This window comes from Asaia spathodeae NBRC 105894, from assembly GCF_025994195.1.
Lineage (GTDB): Bacteria > Pseudomonadota > Alphaproteobacteria > Acetobacterales > Acetobacteraceae > Asaia > Asaia siamensis.
Map to the genome: position 1 here is coordinate 1 of NZ_BAPY01000005.1, position 22,822 is coordinate 22,822.

22 protein-coding genes are annotated in these 22,822 nt (G+C 58.8%); 10 read left to right on the forward strand and 12 right to left on the reverse strand.

The features are described 5' to 3' along the window. From AA105894_RS04575 to AA105894_RS04585, 3 genes are all read right to left on the reverse strand, one after another. A partial coding sequence (locus AA105894_RS04575; protein ID WP_267310693.1) for a UbiA family prenyltransferase occupies positions 1-473 on the reverse strand: 473 nt, incomplete at its 3' end. Then, positions 470-1,678: a cbb3-type cytochrome c oxidase subunit I gene (locus AA105894_RS04580; protein ID WP_267310694.1), complete on the reverse strand. Its 1,209-nt coding sequence runs from the start codon at positions 1,676-1,678 to the stop codon at positions 470-472. The genes AA105894_RS04575 and AA105894_RS04580, both read right to left, overlap by 4 nt. Positions 1,679-1,779: 101 nt before the next feature. Further along, entirely contained in the window at positions 1,780-2,502 is a 723-nt protein-coding gene (locus AA105894_RS04585; protein WP_229719488.1) for a class I SAM-dependent methyltransferase, read from the reverse strand. 252 nt (positions 2,503-2,754) lie between these two features. Between AA105894_RS04585 and AA105894_RS04590 the strand changes: the two genes are divergently transcribed. Further along, positions 2,755-2,988, forward strand: coding sequence for a hypothetical protein (locus AA105894_RS04590; protein WP_267310695.1), 234 nt, complete (start codon positions 2,755-2,757; stop codon positions 2,986-2,988). Positions 2,989-3,000: 12 nt separating this feature from the next. Here AA105894_RS04590 and gshB read toward each other — a convergent pair whose 3' ends face one another. The 4 genes from gshB to uvrB form a co-directional block, all read right to left on the reverse strand. Further along, positions 3,001-3,981 carry a glutathione synthase gene (gene gshB, locus AA105894_RS04595; protein WP_267310696.1) on the reverse strand — a complete coding sequence of 327 codons (981 nt, stop codon included), beginning with the start codon at positions 3,979-3,981 and terminating at the stop codon, positions 3,001-3,003. Positions 3,982-4,139: 158 nt separating this feature from the next. Further along, the gene (gene greB / locus AA105894_RS04600) at positions 4,140-4,634 is read right to left on the reverse strand and encodes a transcription elongation factor GreB (RefSeq protein ID WP_267310697.1); all 495 of its coding nucleotides are present in this window, start codon (positions 4,632-4,634) and stop codon (positions 4,140-4,142) included. Then, on the reverse strand, positions 4,627-5,520 hold the full coding sequence (locus AA105894_RS04605) for an aldose 1-epimerase (protein WP_267310698.1): 894 nt from the start codon (positions 5,518-5,520) through the stop codon (positions 4,627-4,629). The genes greB and AA105894_RS04605 overlap by 8 nt, the downstream gene beginning before the upstream one ends. Beyond that, positions 5,517-7,733 carry an excinuclease ABC subunit UvrB gene (gene uvrB, locus AA105894_RS04610; RefSeq protein WP_188425403.1) on the reverse strand — a complete coding sequence of 739 codons (2,217 nt, stop codon included), beginning with the start codon at positions 7,731-7,733 and terminating at the stop codon, positions 5,517-5,519. Before uvrB ends, AA105894_RS04605 begins: the two co-directional genes overlap by 4 nt. 79 nt (positions 7,734-7,812) lie before the next feature. On the opposite strand from uvrB, the gene AA105894_RS04615 reads away from it, so the two are divergent. The 4 genes from AA105894_RS04615 (at position 7,813) to glpK (ending at position 12,775) form a co-directional block, all read left to right on the forward strand. Next, on the forward strand, positions 7,813-8,592 hold the full coding sequence (locus tag AA105894_RS04615; protein WP_267310699.1) for a DeoR/GlpR family DNA-binding transcription regulator: 780 nt from the start codon (positions 7,813-7,815) through the stop codon (positions 8,590-8,592). 108 nt (positions 8,593-8,700) lie between these two features. Continuing rightward, positions 8,701-10,269: a glycerol-3-phosphate dehydrogenase gene (glpD, locus tag AA105894_RS04620; protein ID WP_267310700.1), complete on the forward strand. Its 1,569-nt coding sequence runs from the start codon at positions 8,701-8,703 to the stop codon at positions 10,267-10,269. A gap of 47 nt (positions 10,270-10,316) precedes the next feature. Next, the gene (locus AA105894_RS04625) at positions 10,317-11,213 is read left to right on the forward strand and encodes an MIP/aquaporin family protein (RefSeq protein WP_267310701.1); all 897 of its coding nucleotides are present in this window, start codon (positions 10,317-10,319) and stop codon (positions 11,211-11,213) included. 65 nt (positions 11,214-11,278) lie between these two features. Next, the gene (gene glpK / locus AA105894_RS04630) at positions 11,279-12,775 is read left to right on the forward strand and encodes a glycerol kinase GlpK (protein ID WP_267310702.1); all 1,497 of its coding nucleotides are present in this window, start codon (positions 11,279-11,281) and stop codon (positions 12,773-12,775) included. Positions 12,776-12,906: 131 nt separating this feature from the next. Here the strand turns inward: glpK and AA105894_RS04635 are convergent, their stop codons facing one another. Beyond that, the gene (locus AA105894_RS04635) at positions 12,907-13,764 is read right to left on the reverse strand and encodes a LysR family transcriptional regulator (protein ID WP_267310703.1); all 858 of its coding nucleotides are present in this window, start codon (positions 13,762-13,764) and stop codon (positions 12,907-12,909) included. Between the two features lie 115 nt (positions 13,765-13,879). Between AA105894_RS04635 and AA105894_RS04640 the strand changes: the two genes are divergently transcribed. After that, complete coding sequence (locus AA105894_RS04640) at positions 13,880-14,176, forward strand: putative quinol monooxygenase (protein WP_188425168.1); 297 nt, start codon at positions 13,880-13,882, stop codon at positions 14,174-14,176. A 121-nt stretch (positions 14,177-14,297) separates the two neighbouring features. On the opposite strand, the gene AA105894_RS04645 is transcribed toward AA105894_RS04640, so the two are convergent. Further along, on the reverse strand, positions 14,298-14,837 hold the full coding sequence (locus tag AA105894_RS04645) for an RNA 2'-phosphotransferase (RefSeq protein ID WP_267310704.1): 540 nt from the start codon (positions 14,835-14,837) through the stop codon (positions 14,298-14,300). Between the two features lie 426 nt (positions 14,838-15,263). On the opposite strand from AA105894_RS04645, the gene AA105894_RS04650 reads away from it, so the two are divergent. Genes AA105894_RS04650 through AA105894_RS04660 form a run of 3 tightly spaced genes read left to right on the forward strand, consistent with a single transcriptional unit; the run spans position 15,264 to position 18,195 of the window. Beyond that, positions 15,264-16,490, forward strand: coding sequence for an SMP-30/gluconolactonase/LRE family protein (locus AA105894_RS04650; RefSeq protein WP_267310705.1), 1,227 nt, complete (start codon positions 15,264-15,266; stop codon positions 16,488-16,490). Beyond that, positions 16,487-17,638, forward strand: coding sequence for a major royal jelly family protein (locus tag AA105894_RS04655; protein ID WP_267310706.1), 1,152 nt, complete (start codon positions 16,487-16,489; stop codon positions 17,636-17,638). Before AA105894_RS04650 ends, AA105894_RS04655 begins: the two co-directional genes overlap by 4 nt. Continuing rightward, the gene (locus AA105894_RS04660) at positions 17,635-18,195 is read left to right on the forward strand and encodes a YagU family protein (protein WP_267310707.1); all 561 of its coding nucleotides are present in this window, start codon (positions 17,635-17,637) and stop codon (positions 18,193-18,195) included. Before AA105894_RS04655 ends, AA105894_RS04660 begins: the two co-directional genes overlap by 4 nt. A 111-nt stretch (positions 18,196-18,306) precedes the next feature. On the opposite strand, the gene purU is transcribed toward AA105894_RS04660, so the two are convergent. The 3 genes from purU to AA105894_RS04675 form a co-directional block, all read right to left on the reverse strand. Beyond that, a complete protein-coding gene (gene purU, locus AA105894_RS04665; RefSeq protein ID WP_188425164.1) occupies positions 18,307-19,191 on the reverse strand; it encodes a formyltetrahydrofolate deformylase in 885 nt (294 codons plus the stop codon). Positions 19,192-19,448: 257 nt separating this feature from the next. Then, positions 19,449-19,868 (reverse strand): GNAT family N-acetyltransferase, encoded by a 420-nt coding sequence (locus tag AA105894_RS04670; RefSeq protein WP_267310708.1) that lies wholly within the window; start codon positions 19,866-19,868, stop codon positions 19,449-19,451. 11 nt (positions 19,869-19,879) lie between these two features. Then, positions 19,880-20,953: a zinc ribbon domain-containing protein gene (locus AA105894_RS04675; RefSeq protein WP_267310709.1), complete on the reverse strand. Its 1,074-nt coding sequence runs from the start codon at positions 20,951-20,953 to the stop codon at positions 19,880-19,882. A gap of 167 nt (positions 20,954-21,120) precedes the next feature. Between AA105894_RS04675 and AA105894_RS04680 the strand changes: the two genes are divergently transcribed. Continuing rightward, on the forward strand, positions 21,121-22,743 hold the full coding sequence (locus AA105894_RS04680) for an ABC-F family ATP-binding cassette domain-containing protein (protein ID WP_267310710.1): 1,623 nt from the start codon (positions 21,121-21,123) through the stop codon (positions 22,741-22,743). The last annotated feature ends 79 nt before the right edge of the window (positions 22,744-22,822 follow it).

The window sequence follows — 22,822 nt, forward strand, 5'->3', positions numbered from 1 at the left end:
CCACCGATTACGATGTTCTGCGGCGTGCTGCGCTTTAGCCACATCGTGTAAATCACGGCATAGAAAAAGATCGAAAAGGCCAGAATGCCCGCTGCCAGCGCGTTGCTGGCAAGCCAGAGCAGCGCAACCGAGGCCAGAGAAAGCACGATGCCGTAAATCAGCGCGCCATCAGCATCCATGCGCGAGTCCGGGATGGGTCGCACTGCGGTCCGCTTCATGATCGCGTCGATATCGCGATCGTACCACATATTGATGGCGCCAGCCGCCCCGGCCCCGACGCAGATGCACAGCATGTCAATCAGTCCCAGCGGGACGGATGGCCAGACAGGGGCAACTGCCATACCGGCGACACCGGTGAAGACCACCAGCGAGATGACACGTGGCTTGAGCAGGGCAAGCCAGTCCTTGAGGGTGGCACCCTCTTCCCTGTCGAAGCTGTGCTGCGCCTCGGAAAGGCTCTGGGAAGCGCTCATGAAAAATCAGCCTTTACGGCTGAAGGTTCAGAATGGGGCTGCCGTGGCAACAACGCTCTGGCACCAAGAACCGCGACGCAAAAAAGCGAGACGATCATGCCGATCTCGCCACAGCGCTGAAGCACCGGCAGGAGTGGCGTCATGGCCAGAGCCGACACGCCCATGGCAACCAGATGCACGCGACAGAGCCAATGAGGCGCAGCAATCGACGGGATCTGCTCCTGCCAGCGATAATAGCATCCAAACAACGCTAAGACGGCACCGAACAGCATCGCCGAATGGAAAGCCTCGGGCCTCATCGGAAAAAGGCTCAGAACCCATCCAGCGGAGAGCAAGAGCAGCGCGGGAAAGCTCCAGGAGAGAGCTGCCGTCAGGGCGAAGCTGCGGCCCCAGAGCGAAGCACAGATGAGGGCCATGATGCCGAAGGAGGGCGCAGCGACGCCCATCCCCAGAAGCCAGTCGTCTGAAAGCCCTGGCACCGTGACGCCATGGGCCCAGACCACCGGCACCAGAAGGCTCGGTATGGCCATCAGCAAAGGCAGGGTGATCTTGAGACGCGTGGAATGGAAAGCGACCAGATTGGCAATCGCACCCAGAGCGAGCTGCACGACTAGCGCCAGCACAGGCACCTGCAACTTACCCAGCCAGAACTGCACGCTGGCAAACGATGTGTGCCCTGCGACAAGATCATGGAGCAAGCCAGCCATGAAAACCGGCGCCATGACAATCAGCCCCAGAGAAGCAAGAAGTTGCGACCAGGCAAAAGGCGAAAGATCGCGAAACCGCACGACACGGCATTCGAGGCATTTGACGATGGTAGAAAGAGCCAGGAAAGTCGTGCCGAACCCCCACAAGGCGAGGGAGAAGACAAAAGCCGCCGGCTCGCGCGCGCCATAAATGGCGCTCAGGGCACCAGTAAAAAGAATCAGAAAAGCAAGACGATCAAAGCGGACCATTAGGCCTGGAAGCGTCGTCAACTCGCCCGGCAGAACCAGACGTCCCATCCCTCCGAGGAAGGCAGGAATGAGTACGAAGAGGTCAAGAAGCAGGCCGTGGCTCAGAGCATGGAAGGGCCCGGCATTATGCGATACGGCCCCCAGAAATCCGCCAGCAAGACCGCAAAGGAGAGCAAGACCGAGAAAAGCGGCGCCATCGGCTCGAAACTGCGCGCCGTAAAAGCCCTTGGTAATCGACTGGTTTAACAAGCCCGGTTCCTCATGCAGTCCTGAAGGTCCCGACCGAAAGACGGTCTTGGGGGACCCTGTCGTCAAGGCCAGTCTGGTGTGAACTGTCGGGCACGTACGTGTCAGGCAACCAGGGCCGTCTCTTCCTTATTATCCATCTCGAGCGGCAATGTCACGAGTGTAAACAGACCGGCTGGCGGCACCGGCGTGATCAGGGCGCGGCTCAGATCCTCGGGAGGCAGGAGCGATTCCATAGCGAAATCGGGATGCCAGCCCAGAGAGCGCGAGGCACGTGCCATGCCGCGTTCGACGGCTAGGCGCACACCGCCCGTCGCCAGAAAATGATTGACGAACAGGATATGTCCGCCCGGCTTGACCACGCGCTTGAGCTCGCCAAGCAAGCGGCGCGGGCTCGGCACAACAGACGCCACGAACATCGCAACCGCAATGTCGAAGCTACCAGCCTCGAAGGTGGTTGCCTCGGCGTCCATTTCCAGCAGATCGTCGACATTGCCGAGCTGCTGGTTGATCACGCGATGACGGGCACGCTCCAGCATCGCTTCGGACAGATCGATACCCGTGATGTGCTTGTCGCGATTATAGTGAGGCAGCGCCAGACCGGTGCCGACACCGACCTCTAGAACGCGCTCTCCCGGCAGGGCGTTGACTGCTGCGACGGCACGACGACGGCCGAAGGCGGAAATGCCACCGAACACCGAGTCATAAACCTTTGCCCAGCGCCGATAGGCCGCACGCACGGCATCAGCGTCGAGAGCAGAACGTGGCCGGGGATGGGCGTCGTCCATGGAGGCGGTCGGGTCGATCAAGGGGTCCGGTCGTGTCATCAGGCTTCGTTCGTCTGGTCGCGCAAAATCATAATTCCGTCCTGATACCTGTTTGAAACCCGAGCCTTCGGCCAGGGCATTCGACATTTCGCCTGATGATCAGACAGCATGACAGGCATCGTCTTGCCTGATCGCTCTTAGACCATCTCGCCAGAACTGGCGAGAGGCGGTTTGCATTTCGTCACGTTCGCCGTCTAAAGGAAATGATACAGACAAGCGGGTCGAACAGAAAGAAATGGAGAGAGGCAACACATGTCGCTCATGAATATAAGCCTCTTCCTTCTGGCATTAGGTTTGTGGGCATCGATCTATGTCGTGCGTTTCAAGGAAGACTTAACCAAATGGCTCGTCAATCGCTTTGGCCGTGACAAGCCTCCCGAGATACCAGAAGGTGGACCACCGAAGGTGACCCTACCGTTTCGCTATACCGCCGCCTCTTCGATCTTCGAGACACCACCACAGGAACCCAACAAAAAAGAAGAGTAAAGTCTGCTCGACTCAGTTACCGCCGATCCGCTGTTCGATGGCATCCCAGACCAGCCCGGCGCTGTTCATGTCATTAAAGCGATCGAGTTCCTGAAGCCCGGTGGGTGATGTCACATTGATTTCGGTCAGCCACTCGCCAATCACGTCGATACCGACGAAAATCAGCCCGTTGTCACGCAGATGTGACCCAATACGCTCGCAGATCTCTTCATCGCGCCTGGTCAGCGCCACGGCTTCTGCCCTGCCACCCACATGCATGTTCGACCGTGCCTCGCCCGTTGCAGGCACACGATTTATTGCGCCGATCGGCTTGCCATCGACCAGAATGATACGCTTGTCCCCCTTGCGCACCAGCGGTTCGTAGCGCTGGATCATGAGCGGCTCACGCGAACGGCTGAAATGCAGTTCGAGAAGCGACGCGAAATTCTCATCCCCTTCGCGAATACGGAAGATACCGGCGCCCCCGTTGCCATAAAGTGGCTTGAGAATCACATCGCCATAGCGGGCACGGAACTGGGTCAGCGCCTCACGGTCCCAGGTCACGAGAGTGGGCGGCATCAGATCGGGATAATGCGTGACCAGAAGCTTTTCAGGCGCGTCACGGACGGATTTCGGATCGTTGACGACCAGCGTCTTCCCTTCGCCGACACCATGCACATGCTCGAGCATATGAGTAGCCGTGATATAGCCCATGTCGAAAGGCGGGTCCTGCCGCATCAACACAGCATCGGTCGCGCCAAGGTCGAGCCGCATCTCTTCACCGAAGCTTGCATGCCCGCCCTGAACACGCTGCACCCTGACCGCGCGCGCGCGCGCAGACAGACGGCCCATGGTCGCTTCAGCACCCCCCTCACCCAGGCAAAGAGACTCGACGGGATAGACGAAGAGTTCATGCCCCCGACGCTGGGCCTCGAGCATAAGGGCGAAAGTCGAATCTCCGTTGATATTGACGTGTTCGAGCGGGTCCATCTGAACGGCTATTCTGAGCGCCATCAACCTAGTCCTTTCGGTCCTGAAAAACTCACTGGGGTCACCTGCCCCCATGACCCATGATCTGGGCCCATCATTGTCCAAGCTCTAGCAGAGCGTCTGGTCGTTTCCTATGACGGATCCATACAGCCTCACCCGGCCCCGCTCGCCCGCGAGGCTCCTCAGGGATAGGTAATGGAAAGCACTTCCAGCGTCACCGGCCCGCTCGGGGTCTGAAGACTGACCTCATCTCCCACCCGGCTACGCATGAGCGCACGGGCCACAGGCGAGACCAGACTGATCTCACGGCGTGTCAGATCTGCCTCGTCGCAGCCGACAATCGTGACGTCATGCGTCACGTCTTCTTCATCGACGTAAGACACGCTGGCGCCGAAAAAGACACGGTCGCGGGTCGTCTGTGAGGCCGGATCTATAACGAGCGCATGCTCGAGCCTCTTGCTGAGAAATCGCGCCCGTCGGTCGATCTCACGCAGACGGCGTTTGCCGTAGAGATAGTCTCCGTTTTCGCTCCGATCGCCATTTCCCGCCGCCCAAGAGACAATCTCGACAATTTTCGGGCGCTCGACCTGCATGAGTTCGCGCAATTCCTCGCGCATTCGTACCGCCCCCTGCGGGGTAAGATAGAGCGCCAGAGGCGTCTTGGAATGATCAGCCACGCAATTCTCGCAGCTTGTAACGGATCACGCCTGAGATATTCGCGCCCGGAGCAAGAACATGCACGCCGTTTTCCAGCAGGTCGGGATGGTTGAGCCCGTTATTCATGTTGCTGACGGCCTCGACAGCAACAAAGGGCTTTTCCGGCGCGGTGAAGACGACCAGATGCTGGAATAGGGGGTCAGCCTCTATGGTCAGCTCGTAGCCAGCGGAGGGATAACCTAGAACTGTCTTGCCTCCCCACCCGGCGAAGCAGTTATCGAGCCGCGTCTCGCCAATAGTGCGGGCTGCGGCGAAACTCCATGTTCCCTCGCAGGCCGTCTGCCCGGTCGGAAGCATGTCCGGCCCGTTCTCCCAGACACCGGAGGCTGCAAACTGCATGGTCATGTCATCGCTGCGCGCGAAAAAGGGATGGAAGCCCATTCCCACAGGCTGGGCGCGCGTGTCGCGGTTCGCGATGAGCATTTCCACACTCAGCCCGTCACGGTGCAGAACAAAAGACAGTACGGCGCGATAGGCAAAAGGCCATTCCGCCGGGTCGTCTCCCTTTGCAGGGTTGTGGTCGAGGAACAGAATGGCCCGTTCCGAATCATGTTGCGCTACCTGCCACTCACGCTCCCAGCCATTGCCGTGAATGGCATTGGACTCGGCGCCAAAATTCTTGGCAAGCGTATAATCAACGCCCTCGAAGCTGAATTTCCCGTCGCCGATGCGGTTCGAAAATGGCACGAGAGGATACCCCGCCACCGGCGTATTCTTCTGAGCCGCGAGATTGGGATCGGCTGTCGGCACGAGCAGATCACGACCGCGCAGGCGCCAGAAAGCAAGGCTGCCGCCAAGGCCAGGCAATAATCCGAGATGGGCCTCGCCCAGTTTGAGCTCGATCATCCTGCTTTCCTCCTGCCGCCCCGCTTTTTCGCCGGGTCGTAGCCACCGCCGCCCGGGCCGAGCGGTCGCGGCGTTTTATCCTTGCTTTTGAAAGAGCTACGCCCCGCCGTCGAACTCGGCAAGGGGGGCGGCTCGAGCCCGAGATCGATTGCCTCAAGACGCTTGATTTCATCACGCAGCCGTGCGGCCTGCTCGAAGTCGAGATCGGCAGCCGCCGCGCGCATGCGCTTTTCCAGATCCTGAATGGAGGCGCCAAGCGATTTGCCGACAAATTCCTGCGTGTCGCCCGCAGCATCGGGGCCAACGGTGACATAATCCTGCTCGAACACGGAAGAAAGCGCGTCGCCGATACGCGAACGCACGGTCTGCGGGGTTATGCCATGGGCCTCGTTATAGGCAATCTGGCGCGCACGGCGTCGCGCCGTCTCGTCGATTGCAAATTCGAGCGAGCCGGTCATCTTGTCGGCATAGAGCAGCACGCGCCCGTCGACGTTACGTGCGGCACGCCCGATAGTCTGGATCAGCGAGGTGCGGCTACGCAGGAACCCTTCCTTGTCAGCATCGAGAATGGCAACCAGAGCGCATTCCGGGATATCGAGCCCTTCTCGAAGCAGATTGATCCCGACCAGCACGTCGAAAGCGCCAAGACGCAGATCACGGATGATCTCGATACGCTCGAGCGTGTCGACGTCAGAATGCAGATAACGCACCTTGATCCCGGCCTCACCGAGATATTCCGTCAGATCCTCAGCCATGCGCTTGGTAAGCGTGGTCACCAGAACACGCCCACCAGCGGCGATGGTGTCACGTGCCTCGGCCAGGAGATCGTCCACCTGCCCTTCGACCGGACGAACGATGGTCACCGGGTCGATCAGGCCTGTCGGTCGGATGATCTGCTCGGCAAACACGCCGCTCGTCCGCTCCATCTCCCAAGGGCCGGGCGTTGCGGAAACGAACACGCTCTGCGGACGCAGGGCCTCCCATTCCTCAAATTTCAGGGGGCGGTTATCGAGGCAGGAGGGCAGACGAAAGCCATATTCAGACAAGACGGATTTGCGCGCATGGTCACCACGCGCCATGCCGCCGATCTGCGGCACGGTAACATGGCTCTCATCGACGATCAGCAGTGCATCTTCGGGAAGATATTCGAACAGCGTCGGCGGTGGGTCACCAGGCCCACGCCCCGAGAGATAGCGCGAATAGTTTTCGATGCCTTTGCAGGCGCCTGTCGTCTCGATCATTTCGAGATCGAAAATGGTACGCTGCTGCAGTCTTTCGGCCTCCAGCAGCTTTCCGGCAGCATTCAGCTCGTCGAGGCGCTGGCGCAACTCGGCCTTGATGCCGATCATGGCCTGATTGAGCGTAGGGCGCGGCGTCACATAATGCGAGTTGGCATAGACACTAATTTCGGAAAGCTCAGCCGTCTTGTTGCCGGTCAGCGGGTCGAATTCTATAATCGCCTCGATCTCGTCCCCGAACAGCGAGACGCGCCAGGCGCGGTCTTCATTCTGCACCGGGAAAATATCGATCTGCTCCCCACGCACGCGAAATGTGCCGCGCTCGAAGGCCGCATCGTTACGACGATACTGAAGCTCGACCAGTGCCTTGATAAGGCGATCACGATCGATACTCCCCCCGGCTTCGAGCCTGACCACCATGCGTGAGTAGGTCTCGACCGAACCGATACCGTAGATGCAAGATACAGAGGCAACAATGATGACATCATTGCGCTCAAGCAGCGCCTGCGTCGCCGCGTGGCGCATACGGTCGATCTGCTCGTTGATCTGACTGTCTTTTTCAATATAGGTGTCAGAACGCGGCACATAGGCTTCTGGCTGGTAATAATCATAGTAGGAAACGAAGTATTCCACCGCGTTATCCGGGAAGAACTGCTTCATTTCCCCGTAGAGCTGGGCCGCCAGGGTCTTGTTCGGTGCAAGAATGAGTGTCGGCTTCTGCGTCGCCTCGATGACTTTCGCCATGGTGAAGGTCTTGCCCGATCCGGTCACACCCAGCAGCACCTGATCGACCTCGCCATCGTCAACGCCGCGCACCAGTTCCGCAATCGCGGTTGGCTGATCGCCGGCCGGGTCATAATCGGATTTGACCACCATACGGCGCAGCTTCTCCTTGACAGGCTGCCGCTCGGGCCTGAACCCCACGAGCCTGTGTTCGGGGATTGCTTCCATAGTGGATCGTGATGCTGTCGCCATGGCTGGGAAATGGGCTTTCAAGAGCGTCGTCGCAAGTGCAGGATTGTAGGCTTCAACGCAGCATGACAGACAGGGGTTCATGATGCATGACACGCTCAACACGCCCCGCCATCGACAGATCGTTGCGCTCGTTCAGGCGCATGGCTTCATGTCCAATGAGGATCTTGCCCAGCGCCTTGGCGTAACGGTGCAGACAATACGGCGCGACCTCAATGCACTGGCCGAAACCGGCCATGTCGCCCGCTATCATGGCGGCGCAAGCCCGACATCATCGACAGAGAACATCGCCTATGGCGAGCGCCAGACACTGCATTCACGCGCCAAGGACGCCATAGGCGCCTGCGCTGCAGCACTCATCCCTGACGGCAGCTCGCTTTTCATCAATATCGGCACCACGACCGAAGCCTTTGCGCGCGCCCTGACCGGCCATCGCGATTTGCATATCATCACCAATAACCTCCATGTGGCTGTAGCGCTCTCTCCGAGGCGTGATTTTCGCACGGTCCTCGCCGGGGGGCTCGTCCGCCCTCAGGATGGGGGCATCATCGGCGCCGGGGCCACTGAATCGCTGTCAGGATTTCGGGCCGACTTTGGTGTGATCGGCATCAGCGGCGTGGAAGAAGACGGCACGCTTCTCGATTTCGACCTCGACGAAATCCAGTGCGCGCGTGCGATCATGCGGCATGCGAGACGCGTCATCCTTCTGGCCGACCATACGAAATTCACCCGCAAGCCGGTAGGTCGTGTCGGCGACCTGACGATGATCGACGATTTCGTGACAGACCGGATACCATCCGCAGAATTCCGAACACAGCTGGAGGCGGCAAACGTGACGCTTCACGTGACAGATAACGTTTGAAGAGCAAAATATAACACAATAACGTTATCCCTAACGTTTTATGTTCGTTTTCTTTCGTTTTTGCTCTATCAGGACCTTCGCAGTCGCTTTTAACGAAGGTTCCCTTTCATGACGACTCACGCTGACTTCTCCCATACCGAAACCATCCATGATCTTCTGATCATAGGCGGCGGCATCAATGGAGCAGGCATCGCGCGCGACGCCGCCGGGCGCGGTCTGAAGGTCATGCTGGTCGAAAAAGACGATCTCGCCAGCCATACCTCCTCGGCCAGTACCAAGCTCATCCATGGCGGTTTGCGTTATCTTGAATATTACGAGTTTCGTCTCGTGCGCGAGGCCCTGAACGAGCGCGAACGCCTCCTGAAAATTGCGCCGCATATCATCTGGCCGATGCGCTTCATTCTGCCGCACTCCGCCATGCTCCGCCCCGCCTGGCTGCTGCGCACCGGGCTTTTTCTCTACGACAATCTGTGCCGCACCATGACACTGCCAAAAACACGCAGCCTCCGTCTGCAGGACGAAGCAGCGGGCCGTGTACTTCGCCCTGACTATGTGCGCGGCTTCGAATATTCGGATGGCTGGGTACAGGACAGCCGTCTCGTGGTGCTGAATGCACAGGATGCTGCCCGTCGCGGCGCCACAATCTGCACGCGTACCAGACTGATCAGCGCCGAGCGCCATCAGAGCCATTGGGTCGCCATTCTGGAAGACACGCTGACGGGTGAAACACGTCAGGTCACCGCACGTGCCCTGATCAATGCCGCAGGCCCCTGGGTGGCGGAATTGCTGCAGGACAGGCTCTCGATCGAAAGCCGCCATCATGTGCGCCTCGTGAAAGGCAGCCACATTGTCGTGCCAAGGCAGTTCAATACAGAGCAGGCCTATATTTTGCAGAACCCGGACAAGCGTATCGTCTTTGCCATCCCCTACGAGAAAGATTTCACCCTCATCGGCACAACCGACATCCCCTGGGATCAGGACCCCGGCTCGGTCACCATCAGTGCGGATGAGATTGCCTATCTCTGCGAGAGCGTGAACCGTTACTTCAAACGCGCGATCACCCCCCAGGATGTCGTCTGGAGCTATGCCGGTGTGCGGCCGCTCTATGACGACCATTCAGGCAGCGCTTCTGCCGTCACACGAGATTATCGTCTCGATATCGACCACAGTGCCGCCCCCGTCCTGTCGGTCTTTGGCGGCAAGATCACGACCTATCGCAAACTCGCTGAGCACGCCCTCGAGAAACTCGCCCCCCATCTCAAGGGACTGACAACCATTTCCTGGACGGCTGACGCGCCGCTGCCCGGCGGTGATTTCCAGCGCACGGATTTCGACAGATACGTCGCCTCCCTCCAGCGCCGGGTGGCTGGCCTTTCGCAGCAGACAGCAACAAGACTGGTGCGCAATTACGGCACGCTGGTCGAAACCGTCATGCTGCCCATTGAAACCGGGGGCGCATCTCTGGGCGCACGCATAGGGGCCGATCTGCATGAGGGTGAAGTCGATTACCTCATGACGCATGAATGGGCCCGAAGCGCCGAAGACATTCTCTGGCGACGCTCGAAACTCGGCCTGCGCTTCAGTTCCGAAGACATCACGAAATTGCAGGATTACATGGCCTGCCGCCTTCAGCAGAACGCTGCAGGCCAGGAAACCGATGACAAAGAGGTCGCCTGACCTCTTCCACCCGCTCCCCCTTCACTCTGGCTGACGGACCGACTCTCATGTCAGAAAGAAAACGCTATCTCGGCGAGCTGATCGCCGAATTCATCGCCGTCATGATCATCATCATTTTCGGCGACAGCGTCGCGGCGATGATCGTGCTTTACGATCCCAACCCTTATCAGAACGCCTATTGGGGCGTGGCCATTGTGTGGGGGCTTGGCGTCACCTTTGCGATTTATGCAACTGGGGCTGTCAGTGGCACCCATGCCAACCCCGCCGTCACTCTGGCCCTCGCACTCTATCGCGGTTTCTCATGGAAAAAGGTTCTGCCCTACTGCGCCGCACAGGTGCTGGGCGGCATTGCCGGTGCCGCCGTGGTCTATCTCAATTTCCATCCTGTCATAGACCATTACAACCTGACCCATCATTTCACCCGTGAGGGCGATGGGGGTGCAGCGGGCGTGTTCTTCACCCATCCCGGCCTCGCCGTGACCGCCATGCATTCCTTCGTGGTGCAGATCGTGCTGACAGGTGTGCTGGTCTTCGGCATTTTCGCCATTACCTGCCAGTATAACACCATGGCCCCACAGGCGAATTCCGGCGCGCTCATTATCGGACTACTGGTTGCGGCCATTGGCGCCTCATCCGGTTTTCTCGATGCCTGGGCCATCAACCCGGCGCGTGACTTCGGCCCGCGCACCTTCGCCTTTTTCGCCGGCTGGGGTGCCTCAGCCTTTCCGTCTCCGCAACATTACTGGTGGGTGCCGATTGCAGGCCCGCTTGTCGGTGGCGTTGTCGGCGCGGGCATCTATCAGTTCACCCTTCGCCCCTTCATGCCGAATTACACGGCCGATCTCCCGGCGCCCCCTGTGCCCGATCGGGTGCCGACAACCGCCGCCCCGCCCCGTGCCGAGCCAGTCTATATGGCGCCCAACAGCGTAACGCCTGCACCCTGAACCACACCCCTCTGCCGCCTCATATTCACTGCGCATCCCACGGATGCCAGGAGGAGTTTCCCCCCATGACCCAGAAGACCCATATCCTTGCCATCGACCAGGGCACGACCTCGACGCGCAGCATCGTTTTCGACAACAAGGCAAAAGCCCTCTCCCTGTCGCGCCGCGAATTTGCCCAGCATTATCCGGCTCCCGGCTGGGTAGAGCATGATGTCGAGGATATCTGGCGCGATGCGCTCGAAACAGCGCGCGAGGCCATTGCTGCCTCCGGCGGGGTTGAGAAAATCGCTGGCCTGGGCATCACGAGCCAGCGCGAGACCATCGTCTTGTGGGAGCGCGCCACCGGCAAACCGGTGCATCGCGCCATCGTCTGGCAGGACCGCCGGACGGCCCCGTTCTGTGCCGAACTCAAGCGCGATGGGGCAGAAGAAATCGTTCGCGCCAAGACCGGCCTGCTGCTTGACCCCTATTTTTCTGCCAGCAAGATCACCTGGCTGCTCGACAACATTTCAGGGCTGCGCGACCGAGCCGAAGCTGGCGAACTGGCCATGGGCACGATCGACAGTTTTCTGCTCTGGCGCCTGACCGGCGGCGCCGTTCACGCAACCGACGTGACCAATGCCAGCCGCACGGCCCTGTTCAATATCCACACGCAGGACTGGGACGCCGATCTGCTGGCCCTGTTCCGTGTCCCGGCGGCCCTTCTGCCGAAGCTGTGCGACAATAGCGGGCAACTCGGCATGACGGCGCCTGATCTCTTTGGCGTTTCCATTCCCATCGGCGGCATGGCGGGCGATCAGCATGCCGCCCTCGTGGGGCAGGCCTGTTTCGAACCCGGCATGGCGAAAGCAACCTATGGCACGGGCTGCTTCATGCTGCTCAATACGGGCGACAAACCGGTCACCTCGCATCATCGCCTGCTCACAACCATTGGTTATCGCATCAACGGCAAGACGACCTACGCGCTGGAAGGCTCGATTTTCGTGGCAGGTGCAGCCATCAAATGGCTGCGTGACGGGCTGCATCTGATCACCCACGCCTCTCAGACAGATGACATGGCAACCCGCGTGCCTGACAGTCATGGGGTATATATGGTCCCGGGCTTCGTGGGCCTTGGCGCGCCTCATTGGGACCCCGATGCGCGCGGGCTCATCTGCGGGCTCACCCTGGGCTCGACCGAGGCCCATATAGCCCGCGCCGCATTGGAATCCGTTGCGTATCAGACTTTCGATCTGGCCCATGCAATGCGTGAAGATGGTGCCATGCAAGCCCAGACCCTGCGTATCGACGGGGGCATGTCGGCCAATGACTGGTTCTCGCAGTTTCTCGCCAATATTCTCGACACAAAGGTCCAGCGGCCGTCCGACCTCGAAACCACGGCTCTGGGCGCCGCCTTTCTGGCCGGTCTGGCAACCGGCGTCTGGAACTCGCTTGAGGAAATCACCACCATCTGGACGCAGGAAAGGCTTTTTGAGCCCAAAATCGAGCCCGCGCTTCGCCTTGAACTTCTGCGCGGCTGGCAGGATGCGGTACGCCGCACACTGACCCCACAAGCCCATTGAAAAATCTGAAACCGACGCGAGGAAACCCTTTTATCGTGTCGGTTTCTCTCTGCTTCAAAAGCCGGGGCCGGAGCTGTTTCCGGCCCTTTTCGCCCTGCTACCCTCTTGTTTCTGCAAGGGTTCCGGATCTGTCAGAGATCCTGCTCAAGGCTTTCGATAAGCCTGTGTATCAAGGGCGAAGTGTAATTCTTGCGCCAGACATAATAGATATCACTCGATTCCAGACTGTCTGCGCGCTCGAAATGGAATTTTCCGTGCCTCGTGACCGCCTGTTCGACAACGCTCTCCGGCAGGCACGAAAACCCGACCCCCGCCTCGATGCAGGCAAAGATGCTGGAGAATGACTCGATCTCCATAACCGCTCTCGGTTTGATCTTGCTGGTCTCAAGATAACCATCCACCTGTCGCCGGTAGTGACAGGTCTGACCAAATACATAGAGCTCCATTCTGGACAGGTCGTCGACTGTCGGCGCGCTCAGGGCCTTTGGCGTCACCAGCACAAGCCGCTCGCGAAAGGCCAGACGACTGACCAGAAGCGGATGAACGATCGGCCCGTCAGTCAAAATCAGATCCAGCTCACCATCCATCAGCAATTGCTCGAGCATGAGCGACGGTTCGGGGCGAATATGCAGCTCTACATGAGGCGTATTGGCCCTGTAACGCGCTATACGCTCAGGTAGGTGATTCATCAGGGCTACATCCAGCGCGCCTACCCGTATAACTCCCCGCTCCGCATCGTCCTTGAAAAGCGCGCGGGCTTCCTGCGCCATTGCCAGCACCTGTTTGGCCTTTTGATAGAAAAGCCTTCCTTCCGGCGTAACGAGCAAGCGGTTTTTCTCACGGCTGAACAGCGAGACCCCGAGGAGATCCTCCAGTTCGCGCACACGCGTGGTGATGTTGGACGAGACACAGTTCAGCTGGGCTGCCGCTGCGGCGACCGTGCCCTGCTCGACCACGGCACAGAAAAAAGCGAGTTGGGAAAGCTTCAATATCTTCTCTTTTTATGAACGATGGAGTCATTAACAATCACTTTTAATGATCGAAATAGCGTCCTAGCGTGCCTCTCGAGATCGCAGCGAGCGATTTAACCCTGAGGAGATAAACATGACCTATCATGTTGTAGTGCAGTTCGACGTTCCTTCTGACAAGCGCGATGCGTTCATCAGCGCCGGTCTGTTCGATGCCAATGACTCTTTGAAGAAAGAGCCGGACACGCTGCGCTTCGAGCTCATCCGCGATGAGAACAACCGCAATCGTTTCTATCTGGACGAAGTCTATACGAATGAAGAAGCCTTCATTCAGCATTCGAAAAACGAGACCGTCGCCCGTTTCTACGAGCTGGTCGACAGCTATGCCTTCGGCCCGGTTTTCCTGTTCAAGGGATATCGCGTAGAGGGCTGATCTGCCCAGCAGATCAAACAGCGCCAATCGAGACGTCAGTCCGACTTCCGGCACCCGGCCTGGGCGGGTGCCGGAAGAAGGCGTTTCAGCACCGCAAAAATCAAAGCGTCAAAAAACCGGTTTATTCCTCGACCGCGAGATAGGCCGCAGGAACAGAAGCAACGAGCCAGACGCCGTTTTCAGCCTGGTAAAACGCCATCCCTTCTTCGTACATCGACGCCGTATCGACGATCAGGACGATGGCTTCGCCGTGTCTTGCGCCAACGCGTTTTGCAGTATCCACATCGCTCGACAGATGGACCATCTGCCGCCGCCCCGGGTTGAGACCCTCGCGCAAAATCGATTCAATATTCTTATGGGCCGTGCCGTGCCACAATCTGGCAGGGGGCTGGCTGACGGGCAGGTTCAGATCGACCTGAACCGAATGCCCCTGTGCCGCCCTGATCAGCTTCCCATCCGGAGAAATGGTGAAGCGCTGCTTGTCACTCGTGGCTACGACCCGAAACAGCGTGTCGCGATCAAAGACATAGCCAGCATTGTTCGCCAATCGCAGCAGATCAGCAATATCGGTCCACCCCTGATTATCGAGCACAATGCCTATCTTTCCCGGTTCATGACGCAGAACCAGAGAAAGCAGTCTCGAAACCTGATTGTCTTTCATGATTACTTTTATGCTTATCGCTCTGATGGAACCTGGTCAGATACCATGATCGCCGCAGAGCAGTACGACCAACGCATTCAATTATTCGATATGGAACAAGACACAAGATACGGCTCCTGCAACCTATATCTTCATTCCACGAGATGCACCCCAGACAAACGCCACGCGCGCAACGCAAGGCAGATGCGCCAGTGTAACTGGCCTTGAAGACGCGCTTATCAGGCACGTAGCCCCCGTGAATCCTCAAAGGCACGATCCGTTTTTCTGATCGGGGAATTCTTTCTTCGCTCTTTTGCTCATGCTCCAGGCGCGATTACTTATTTTTAATGCGACTCGCCCTGACGAGATCCCAGACTGAATCGTTTTCTCTCTCGCCACGCGCCGTTTTTCTATAGCGGGCGCCCCGTTTCAAAGACGAGCCAGACCATGAGCCTTCCAGAAAACTCTCTATTCCCCTCCGGTCCGCTATCGCGCCGATCCGCCCTTGGCCTTGGAGCCGCGGCCCTGGGTGGGGCGCTTTTGACGGGCAAAGCCCGAGCCGCCGGTCAGGATGAGGCGATTGCCCCACCGAGCGTTATCAGCACTCCGCCAAGAATCTGGGGGCCTGACGCGCCGGTCTCGTTCACGCCCGACCCGGATATCATTTTCTACGACCCGTCCTTCTCGGCCGTCATTCTCGATAACGCCCCGCTGGTTCAGGCCTGGAAAGGCAGAACGCTGTGGTTCGAAGGCCCCGCATGGTCGAGCGACGGGCGTTTCCTGATCGTCAGCGACGTCATGGGGAGCACGCAATATCGCTATCTGCCGGAAGAGCGTTCGATGACGGTGTTCCGCAAGGAAAGCTATCATTCCAACGGCAATACATTCGACCATGACGGGCGCCTCATTACCTGCGAGCACGGTATGAGGCGCGTGATCCGCTGGGAGCATGACGGGCGATGCACGATCCTTGCCGAAAGCTTCGAGGGCAAGCGTCTCAACTCGCCAAACGATATCGTGGTCGATGCGCAGGGCGGGATCTGGTTTACCGATCCGCCTTATGGTGACCGTCTTTGGGAGGGGCACCCCGATGCGCCGGTCAACGGCGATCCGGGCAAAGGAAATCTGACATGGAATCTCAATCTTGAGGCCACCGAGCAAATTGGGGGACTGCATCATCAGGAGACGCATGTCTTCCATCTCGACCCACAGACACTCAAGCTCACCAGCGTTCTGACGGGGGCCGATCTTGCCGGTCCGAACGGGCTGTGTTTTTCGCCCGACCAGAAAACACTTTATATTGTCTCAAGCGAGAAAGGGGCGGCCAGCCCCAAAGGGGGCGGCTATCGCAATATCTATGCGTTTGACGTGCGTAATGGCGCGCTGACGAACCAGCGGGTCTTTGCCGACATGACCCTTGGCGGCCACAAACTCATGCCTGATGGAATCAAGGCAGACAGGCTCGGCAATCTCTGGGTGGCGGCCAATGGTCCACTCGGGCTCTGCGGCGTGTTCGTCTATAATCCGGCAGGCAAGATGATCGGGCGGCTGCGCCTGCCACGCAGCGTATCCAACCTGACTTTTGGGGGCACCCAGCGCGATCGCCTGTTCATGTGCGCCGAAAATACGATCTTCACTCTCGATGTCGCCACCCAAGGGGCCGGATTGTCATGAAAAAACTGCTTGCTGTCCTTCTCGCCTCTGCGAGCCTCGCAACCCCGTCTTTTGCCGCCGAGCTGCCCCAGCCAGATTCTGACAACGTTGCGACGCAGCCGACGCTTGAAATCGTCAAACGCTTCCCGACGGATTGCAACATGATAGGCGTCGGCGTCTCCCGCTCGGGCATCGTCTATGCATCGGCACCAGCGACTATGAAGCGGTATAGCGCCAGCGTGGTGCGTATCGATCCGAAAACCGGCGCGCTGATCCCCTTCCCCGACAAAAACTGGAACCGCTTCGAGAACAACCCGACCGATCGCGAACTCTGGGTATCGGTTCCTGCTCTGTGGGTCGATGATCAGAATCATCTCTGGGTGCTGGACTCGTCTCTCCCCTCGGTCGATCAGAAAGTACTGCCGCCAAAGCTCGCTGAATTTGACGCCGAGACAGGAAGACTGATCCAGATCTACCATTTCGGGTCGGATATCACCCCCGCCGATTCACTGAACGATGTGCGCGTGGATACACGCACACGTACCGCCTATATTACCAATGAATGGGGCCGCGGCGGGCTGGTGGTGATGGATCTCGATACGGGGGCCTATCGTCTGGTACTGGCCAACACACGCTCTGGCATCGCAGACCCGGAACAGCATCTGCATATCTATAGTGAACTCGCCCGCAAGAAAGACGGCAGCCTGCCTGTCACACAGGATGATGGCATTGCCCTCTCACCTGACCGCGCCTGGCTGTATTACCGCCCGCTGACCGACCATCATTACTGGCGCATTGCGACCGCCGATCTGCGCAACGCCCATCTGAGCGATGCCGAGCTGGACAAGAAAGCCCAATATCTCGGCCAGTCGGTCATGAGCGGCGGGATAGAGATGGATGCCTGCAACCGGCTCTGGGTTGGCGATATCGAAAATCACGGGCTCTATGCCCTGACTTTCCCGGAAGGGGCAAAGACACCCCAGACGCGGAAGGTTTACGACAATCCTGACGTGCTCGACTGGGCAGACGGCTTCGCAATCGCCAATAACTGGCTCTACATCTCAGACTCTCGCCTCGACGAGATCGCCTTCAAGAACAGTCGCCCTCTGCGCGGCGCGACCACGATCTATCGCCTGTCTCTTCCACCCTGCCCGACTCAGAAAAAATGACGCTCACCAACCACACGACAGGCAAGGCCTTGCTGCTTCCCGCCGTATGGGCGGGATTTGTCGGGGGAAATCTCTCCAGCTTCGTGAAATGGGGCACGGAAGTCCCCCTGCCACCCCGCACGCCTGATCGCGCCAGCCCACCTGCCGAAATGCTTCGCGATCTCGGCGTGAATGTCGACCATCTCACCTATGTCTATTCCGGGCATATCGTGCCCGGCGGCGTCCTGATGGTGCACCACCTGTTCTCGATTTTCTTTGCCCTCCTCTATTGCGTGCTCTGGATCCGTTTTCCGCGCATCGCCATGGGACAGGGCGTGGTATTTGGCCTGGTCGTGACACTCGTCTTCCACGGCATGGTGCTGCCCGCAGGACACTGGGCGCCAGCGTTATGGAACCTCCCGCGCGCCGAGATTTTTTCCGAAACAATCGGCCACATGCTCTGGGCCTGGGTCATTGAACTGATGCGCAGGGAATTGATGCCGAGCCCTTTCCCGGGTGTCAGACACATCACAGATCGCGAACCGGCTGCACCAGCTGCGGATCAGCAAGCCGCCTGAATGGCAGCTGTGTTTTAAGTAAGGGATCTACTTGCTTGCAGCAGAATTCTCGTCGGTGAGGCAGTGCTAACCTCTGGTCAATACTGCCTCTCGCAAACGCCCGATACCTGATCAGCCTCGCAAGGAGGAAGCGTAGGAGCCGGGGCTGGCCGGAAAGACAATCGTCTTCCTGCCGCTCAGGAAGACACGCCGATGCGCATGGGCATGAATGGCTCGCGCAAGGACCTGACTTTCGACATCGCGCCCCAGAGCCACATAGTCTTCCGGTGACTGATTATGCGACACCCGGATGATATCCTGCTCAATGATCGGCCCTTCATCCAGATCGGCCGTAACATAATGAGCGGTCGCCCCGATGAGCTTTACGCCCCTCGCATGCGCCTGATGATAGGGATGTGCACCCTTGAAGCTTGGAAGAAAGGAGTGATGGATATTGATCGTGCGACCCGAAAGCTGCTGGCACAGATCATCGGAAAGAACCTGCATGTAGCGGGCAAGCACGACGAGATCGGCACCCGTCTCTCGGATGATGCGAAGTTGCTGCGCTTCTGCCTCTGCCTTGTTCTCTTTTGTCACGCGTATGTAGTGAAACGGGATATCGTGGTTGACGACGAGCTTCTGGAAATCCAGATGGTTCGAAATGACGGCCACGATATTGATCGGCAACGCACCGAGACGGACCCGATAGAGAAGATCATTCAGGCAGTGCCCGAAGCGTGAGACCATGACGACGACATTGAGTCGTTCTGCCTCATCGTAAAAAGTGGCTTCCATGCCATATTCTGCCGCCAGCGGCGCGAAATCACGCCGGAGTTCTTCGAGCGATGCCCCGGTTTCAGCGACGAAGCTCGTACGCATGAAGAACCGATTGGTCTCGCTATCGTCAAACTGGGCGCTATCGCTGATGTTGCAGCCCTTACCGGCGAGATAGCCGGAAATCACGGCAACGACCCCGCGCCGTGCCTCACAGGTTACCGTGACGCAGTAACGGCTCATCCCAGTTCCTCTCGTATCGATCAACAACTCTTGCGTTCAGCACCTCATACATTGCTCGACGGCGAAGCCCGGGCAAGACCAGCGCGCCATATTCTTCCCTATCTACCCGCACGTTGTTTCCGCTCTGTGGCAGGCAACGACCAGAATTGATTGCAAAATCGAAATAGAACCCACCAGATACGAAAAGCTCTATCTCATTTTCGGCACAAATCTTTGGGGGCCCTCACTCATTTTCCCCGTGGAGCGGAGGAGCCGCCTTAAAGGTCGAGAGCCATACGCTGATGCTCGATAGGCCCCTTGAAGAAGACAGCGCCCATCGGGCTCATGCCGAATTTTCTGTAAAAACCGAGCGCGCTGCTGCGGGCGTCGAGTTCGAGGCGTTTGGCACCGAGTTCCCGGCAGGTCCTGATCGCCTGGTCCATCAGCTGCGTGCCGATCCCTTTCCCCTGATGCCCAGCCGCCACCGCAAATTTGCGCAGCTGGATCAGATCGGGGCCGATCGGGCAGAGTGAGAGACAGCCGATCAGCTGCTCGCCGCTGAACGCACCAAGATGCGTCGCCTCGGGATCCTGCGGAACGCGGCATTCGTCTTCGGTCAGGCTGGGCCACAGGACAGAGCGACGCAGCGGAAGGCAGGCTTCGGTTGTGATCCGGGTTATGTGGATGGGGTCTTCCATGGTTTTTCCTCCTAGAGCACCGGAGCTGCTGATGGGGCAGAAGACCTGTCTTCCGCATGACCGATATCCTCACTGCCGCAGCTCATGCAGAAACGGTTGAAGGCGATGTTTCTCGTCTGACAGACACCGCAATGCTCATAGAGCGTCAGGCCGCAGTGAACGCAGAAATTGGTGTCCTGCCCTTCGACAAGAACCAGAGGTCGATCGCAATCGGGGCAGGTCTTGCGGTCGAGCTTGGCATAGGCCTGCGCTCGATCGACGCGCTGGCGCCGCTCTTTCTCTGAATCCGCCTCAGCTGCGCGGCGTCGAGCCAGATAGGACTGCATGTTCCTTATGAGCACGACACAGACGAGCACGGTCAGAAGTGCCCCGACCCCGTAGCGGATATAACCGCCATAGCTCGGCAGATAGGGCACAAGTTCGACAAAGAATGCGTAAAGCGACGCCAGAACGAAGCCACGATAAAGCGGCCAGTACGCGCTCTGGCGCTGACGCATGACGAGCCAGGTCGAAATCAGCAAAAGCGGCAGGGTAAAGGCGAGACGCAGCAGGAAAACATGGAGTTGCGCCCTGAAAACAAGACGGCCATGGATCGGTCTGTAGGCGTCCTTTACCGCCTCACGCCGATCGACCAGCGCGTTGCGCGCCCGCTCGTTCTCAAGCTCTTTCTGATCGAGTTGCTCCAGACGATGCTCGGCTTCATGAGCGGCATTCTGCAGGTTCTCGAGTGCCCGGGTGCGCGTCAGCAATTCCGTATCCTGACGCGGGTCTGTGGTTGCCTTGCGCGTATCGACCCAGGCCTCCAAACTCTCTTTGGCGTTGCGAGCCGCACTGCGCGCCGCATCCAGTCTGATCCCGTCGAGATCGCGTTCCGACTCTATCGCCCGCTGCGCCTGCTCGAGCGCAGCGCCTTGCTGTTGCAGCTCGGCGGGATAGTGCGGTTCGAAGGCGACGACTTCCCGATCACGTGGCAGATCGTCGATGACGAGCCCGCCGAGCCCTACCAGAAAGACCGCAAAGACTGCCGAGACACCCCACATCACCAATGTGTAGAGCCGCTCCGGCAGTCTATTTCCTTTTTTCATTAACTCTGCCCCGGGGATAAACAACAGCGGGGTTCCGCCGCAGGAAAGAGGGAAGCGCGATCTGTATGACGCGTCAAATTCCAGAGCCGTGAACTCGGTAACACGACATTGCACATCACGAAGCGACCCCGTATCAACGCCCCTTCTCCCGATGTTCCAGAGGTTCCATGATCCGTCTTGATTCGATCAGCAAGCAGAACGGCCAGCGCGTCATTTTCATCGAGACGAGCGCGGCCATCCAGAAAGGCGAAAAGATCGGTCTTGTCGGCCCCAATGGCGCGGGCAAGACGACGCTGTTCCGGCTGATCACCAGGCAGGAAACCCCGGATGAGGGACAGGTCTTCCAGGATCGCGGCATCACAATCGGCTTCTTCAGCCAGGATGTAGGCGAGATGGACGGACGTTCCGTCGTCGCAGAAGTCATGAACGGAGCGGGTGAAGTCGCCGAGATTGCAGGCGAACTCGCGCAGCTCGAAGCCGATCTCTGCGACCCGGAGAAAATGGACCAGATGGAGGCCATTCTCGAGCGCTTTGGCGATGTTCAGGCACGCTTTGAAGAGCTTGGCGGCTATGGGCTCGACAGCAAGGCTCGTGAAGTGCTGCACGGTCTGGGCTTTTCGCAGGAAATGATGTCGGGTGATGTCGGGCTGCTCTCGGGCGGATGGAAAATGCGCGTGGCGCTGGCTCGTATCCTGCTCATGCAGCCGGATGTGATGCTGCTCGATGAACCGAGCAACCATCTCGACCTCGAGAGCCTGATCTGGCTGGAGCAGTTCCTCAAGAACTATGATGGCGCCCTGCTCATGACATCGCATGATCGCGCCTTCATGAATCGTGTGGTCAACAAGATCCTGGAAATCGATGGCGGCACGCTGACGAGCTTCTCGGGTGATTATGAATTCTACGAGCAGCAGCGCGCGCTGAACGAAAAGCAGCAGCAGGCCCAGTTCGACCGCCAGCAGGCGATGCTCGCCAAGGAAATCGCCTTCATCGAACGCTTCAAGGCGCGCGCCTCGCATGCGGCGCAGGTGCAGAGCCGCGTCAAGAAGCTCGACAAGATCGACCGCGTCGAGCCGCCGCGCCGCCGCCAGACCCTGTCATTCGATTTTGCCCCAGCACCACGTTCGGGAGATTCCGTGGCGCTGCTCAAGCAGGTCAGCAAGGCCTACGGGTCGCGCACCATTTATAACGGGCTCGATCTGCAGATTCGCCGACAGGAGCGCTGCTGCATTCTGGGCGTCAATGGCGCGGGCAAATCCACCCTGCTCAAACTGATCGCCGGGGTGAGCGAGCCCGATGAGGGCAGCGTCACTATCGGCGCGAGTGTGAAGATGGGTTACTTCGCCCAGCACGCCATGGATCTGCTCGATGGCAGCCGCACGATTTTCGAGACGCTGGAGCATGAATTTCCGCTGGCGCCTCAGGGCTCGCTACGTGCCCTGGCCGGTGGGTTCGGCTTTTCAGGCGATGATGTCGATAAATATGTCAGCGTGCTTTCAGGCGGCGAAAAGGCCCGTCTGGTGATGGCGCTGATGCTCTATAACCCGCCGAATTTCCTGGTACTCGACGAGCCGACCAACCATCTGGATATCGACACGAAGGAGATGCTCATTCGCGCTCTCGGCGATTATGAGGGCACGATGCTTTTCGTCTCGCATGACCGTCATTTCCTCGGGGCACTCTCGAACCGCGTGCTGGAAGTTACACCAGAAGGCTTGCATCGCTATGAAGGCGGCTACCACGAATATGTAGCTGCAACCGGTCAGGAAGCCCCCGGTCTGCACGTCTGACCTCCGCATCTGATCGGCTGACTGCGCTGCCCTCTGGCGCACCGGCCGGTATTCCCAAAGACTATTTCGACGGGGTTTT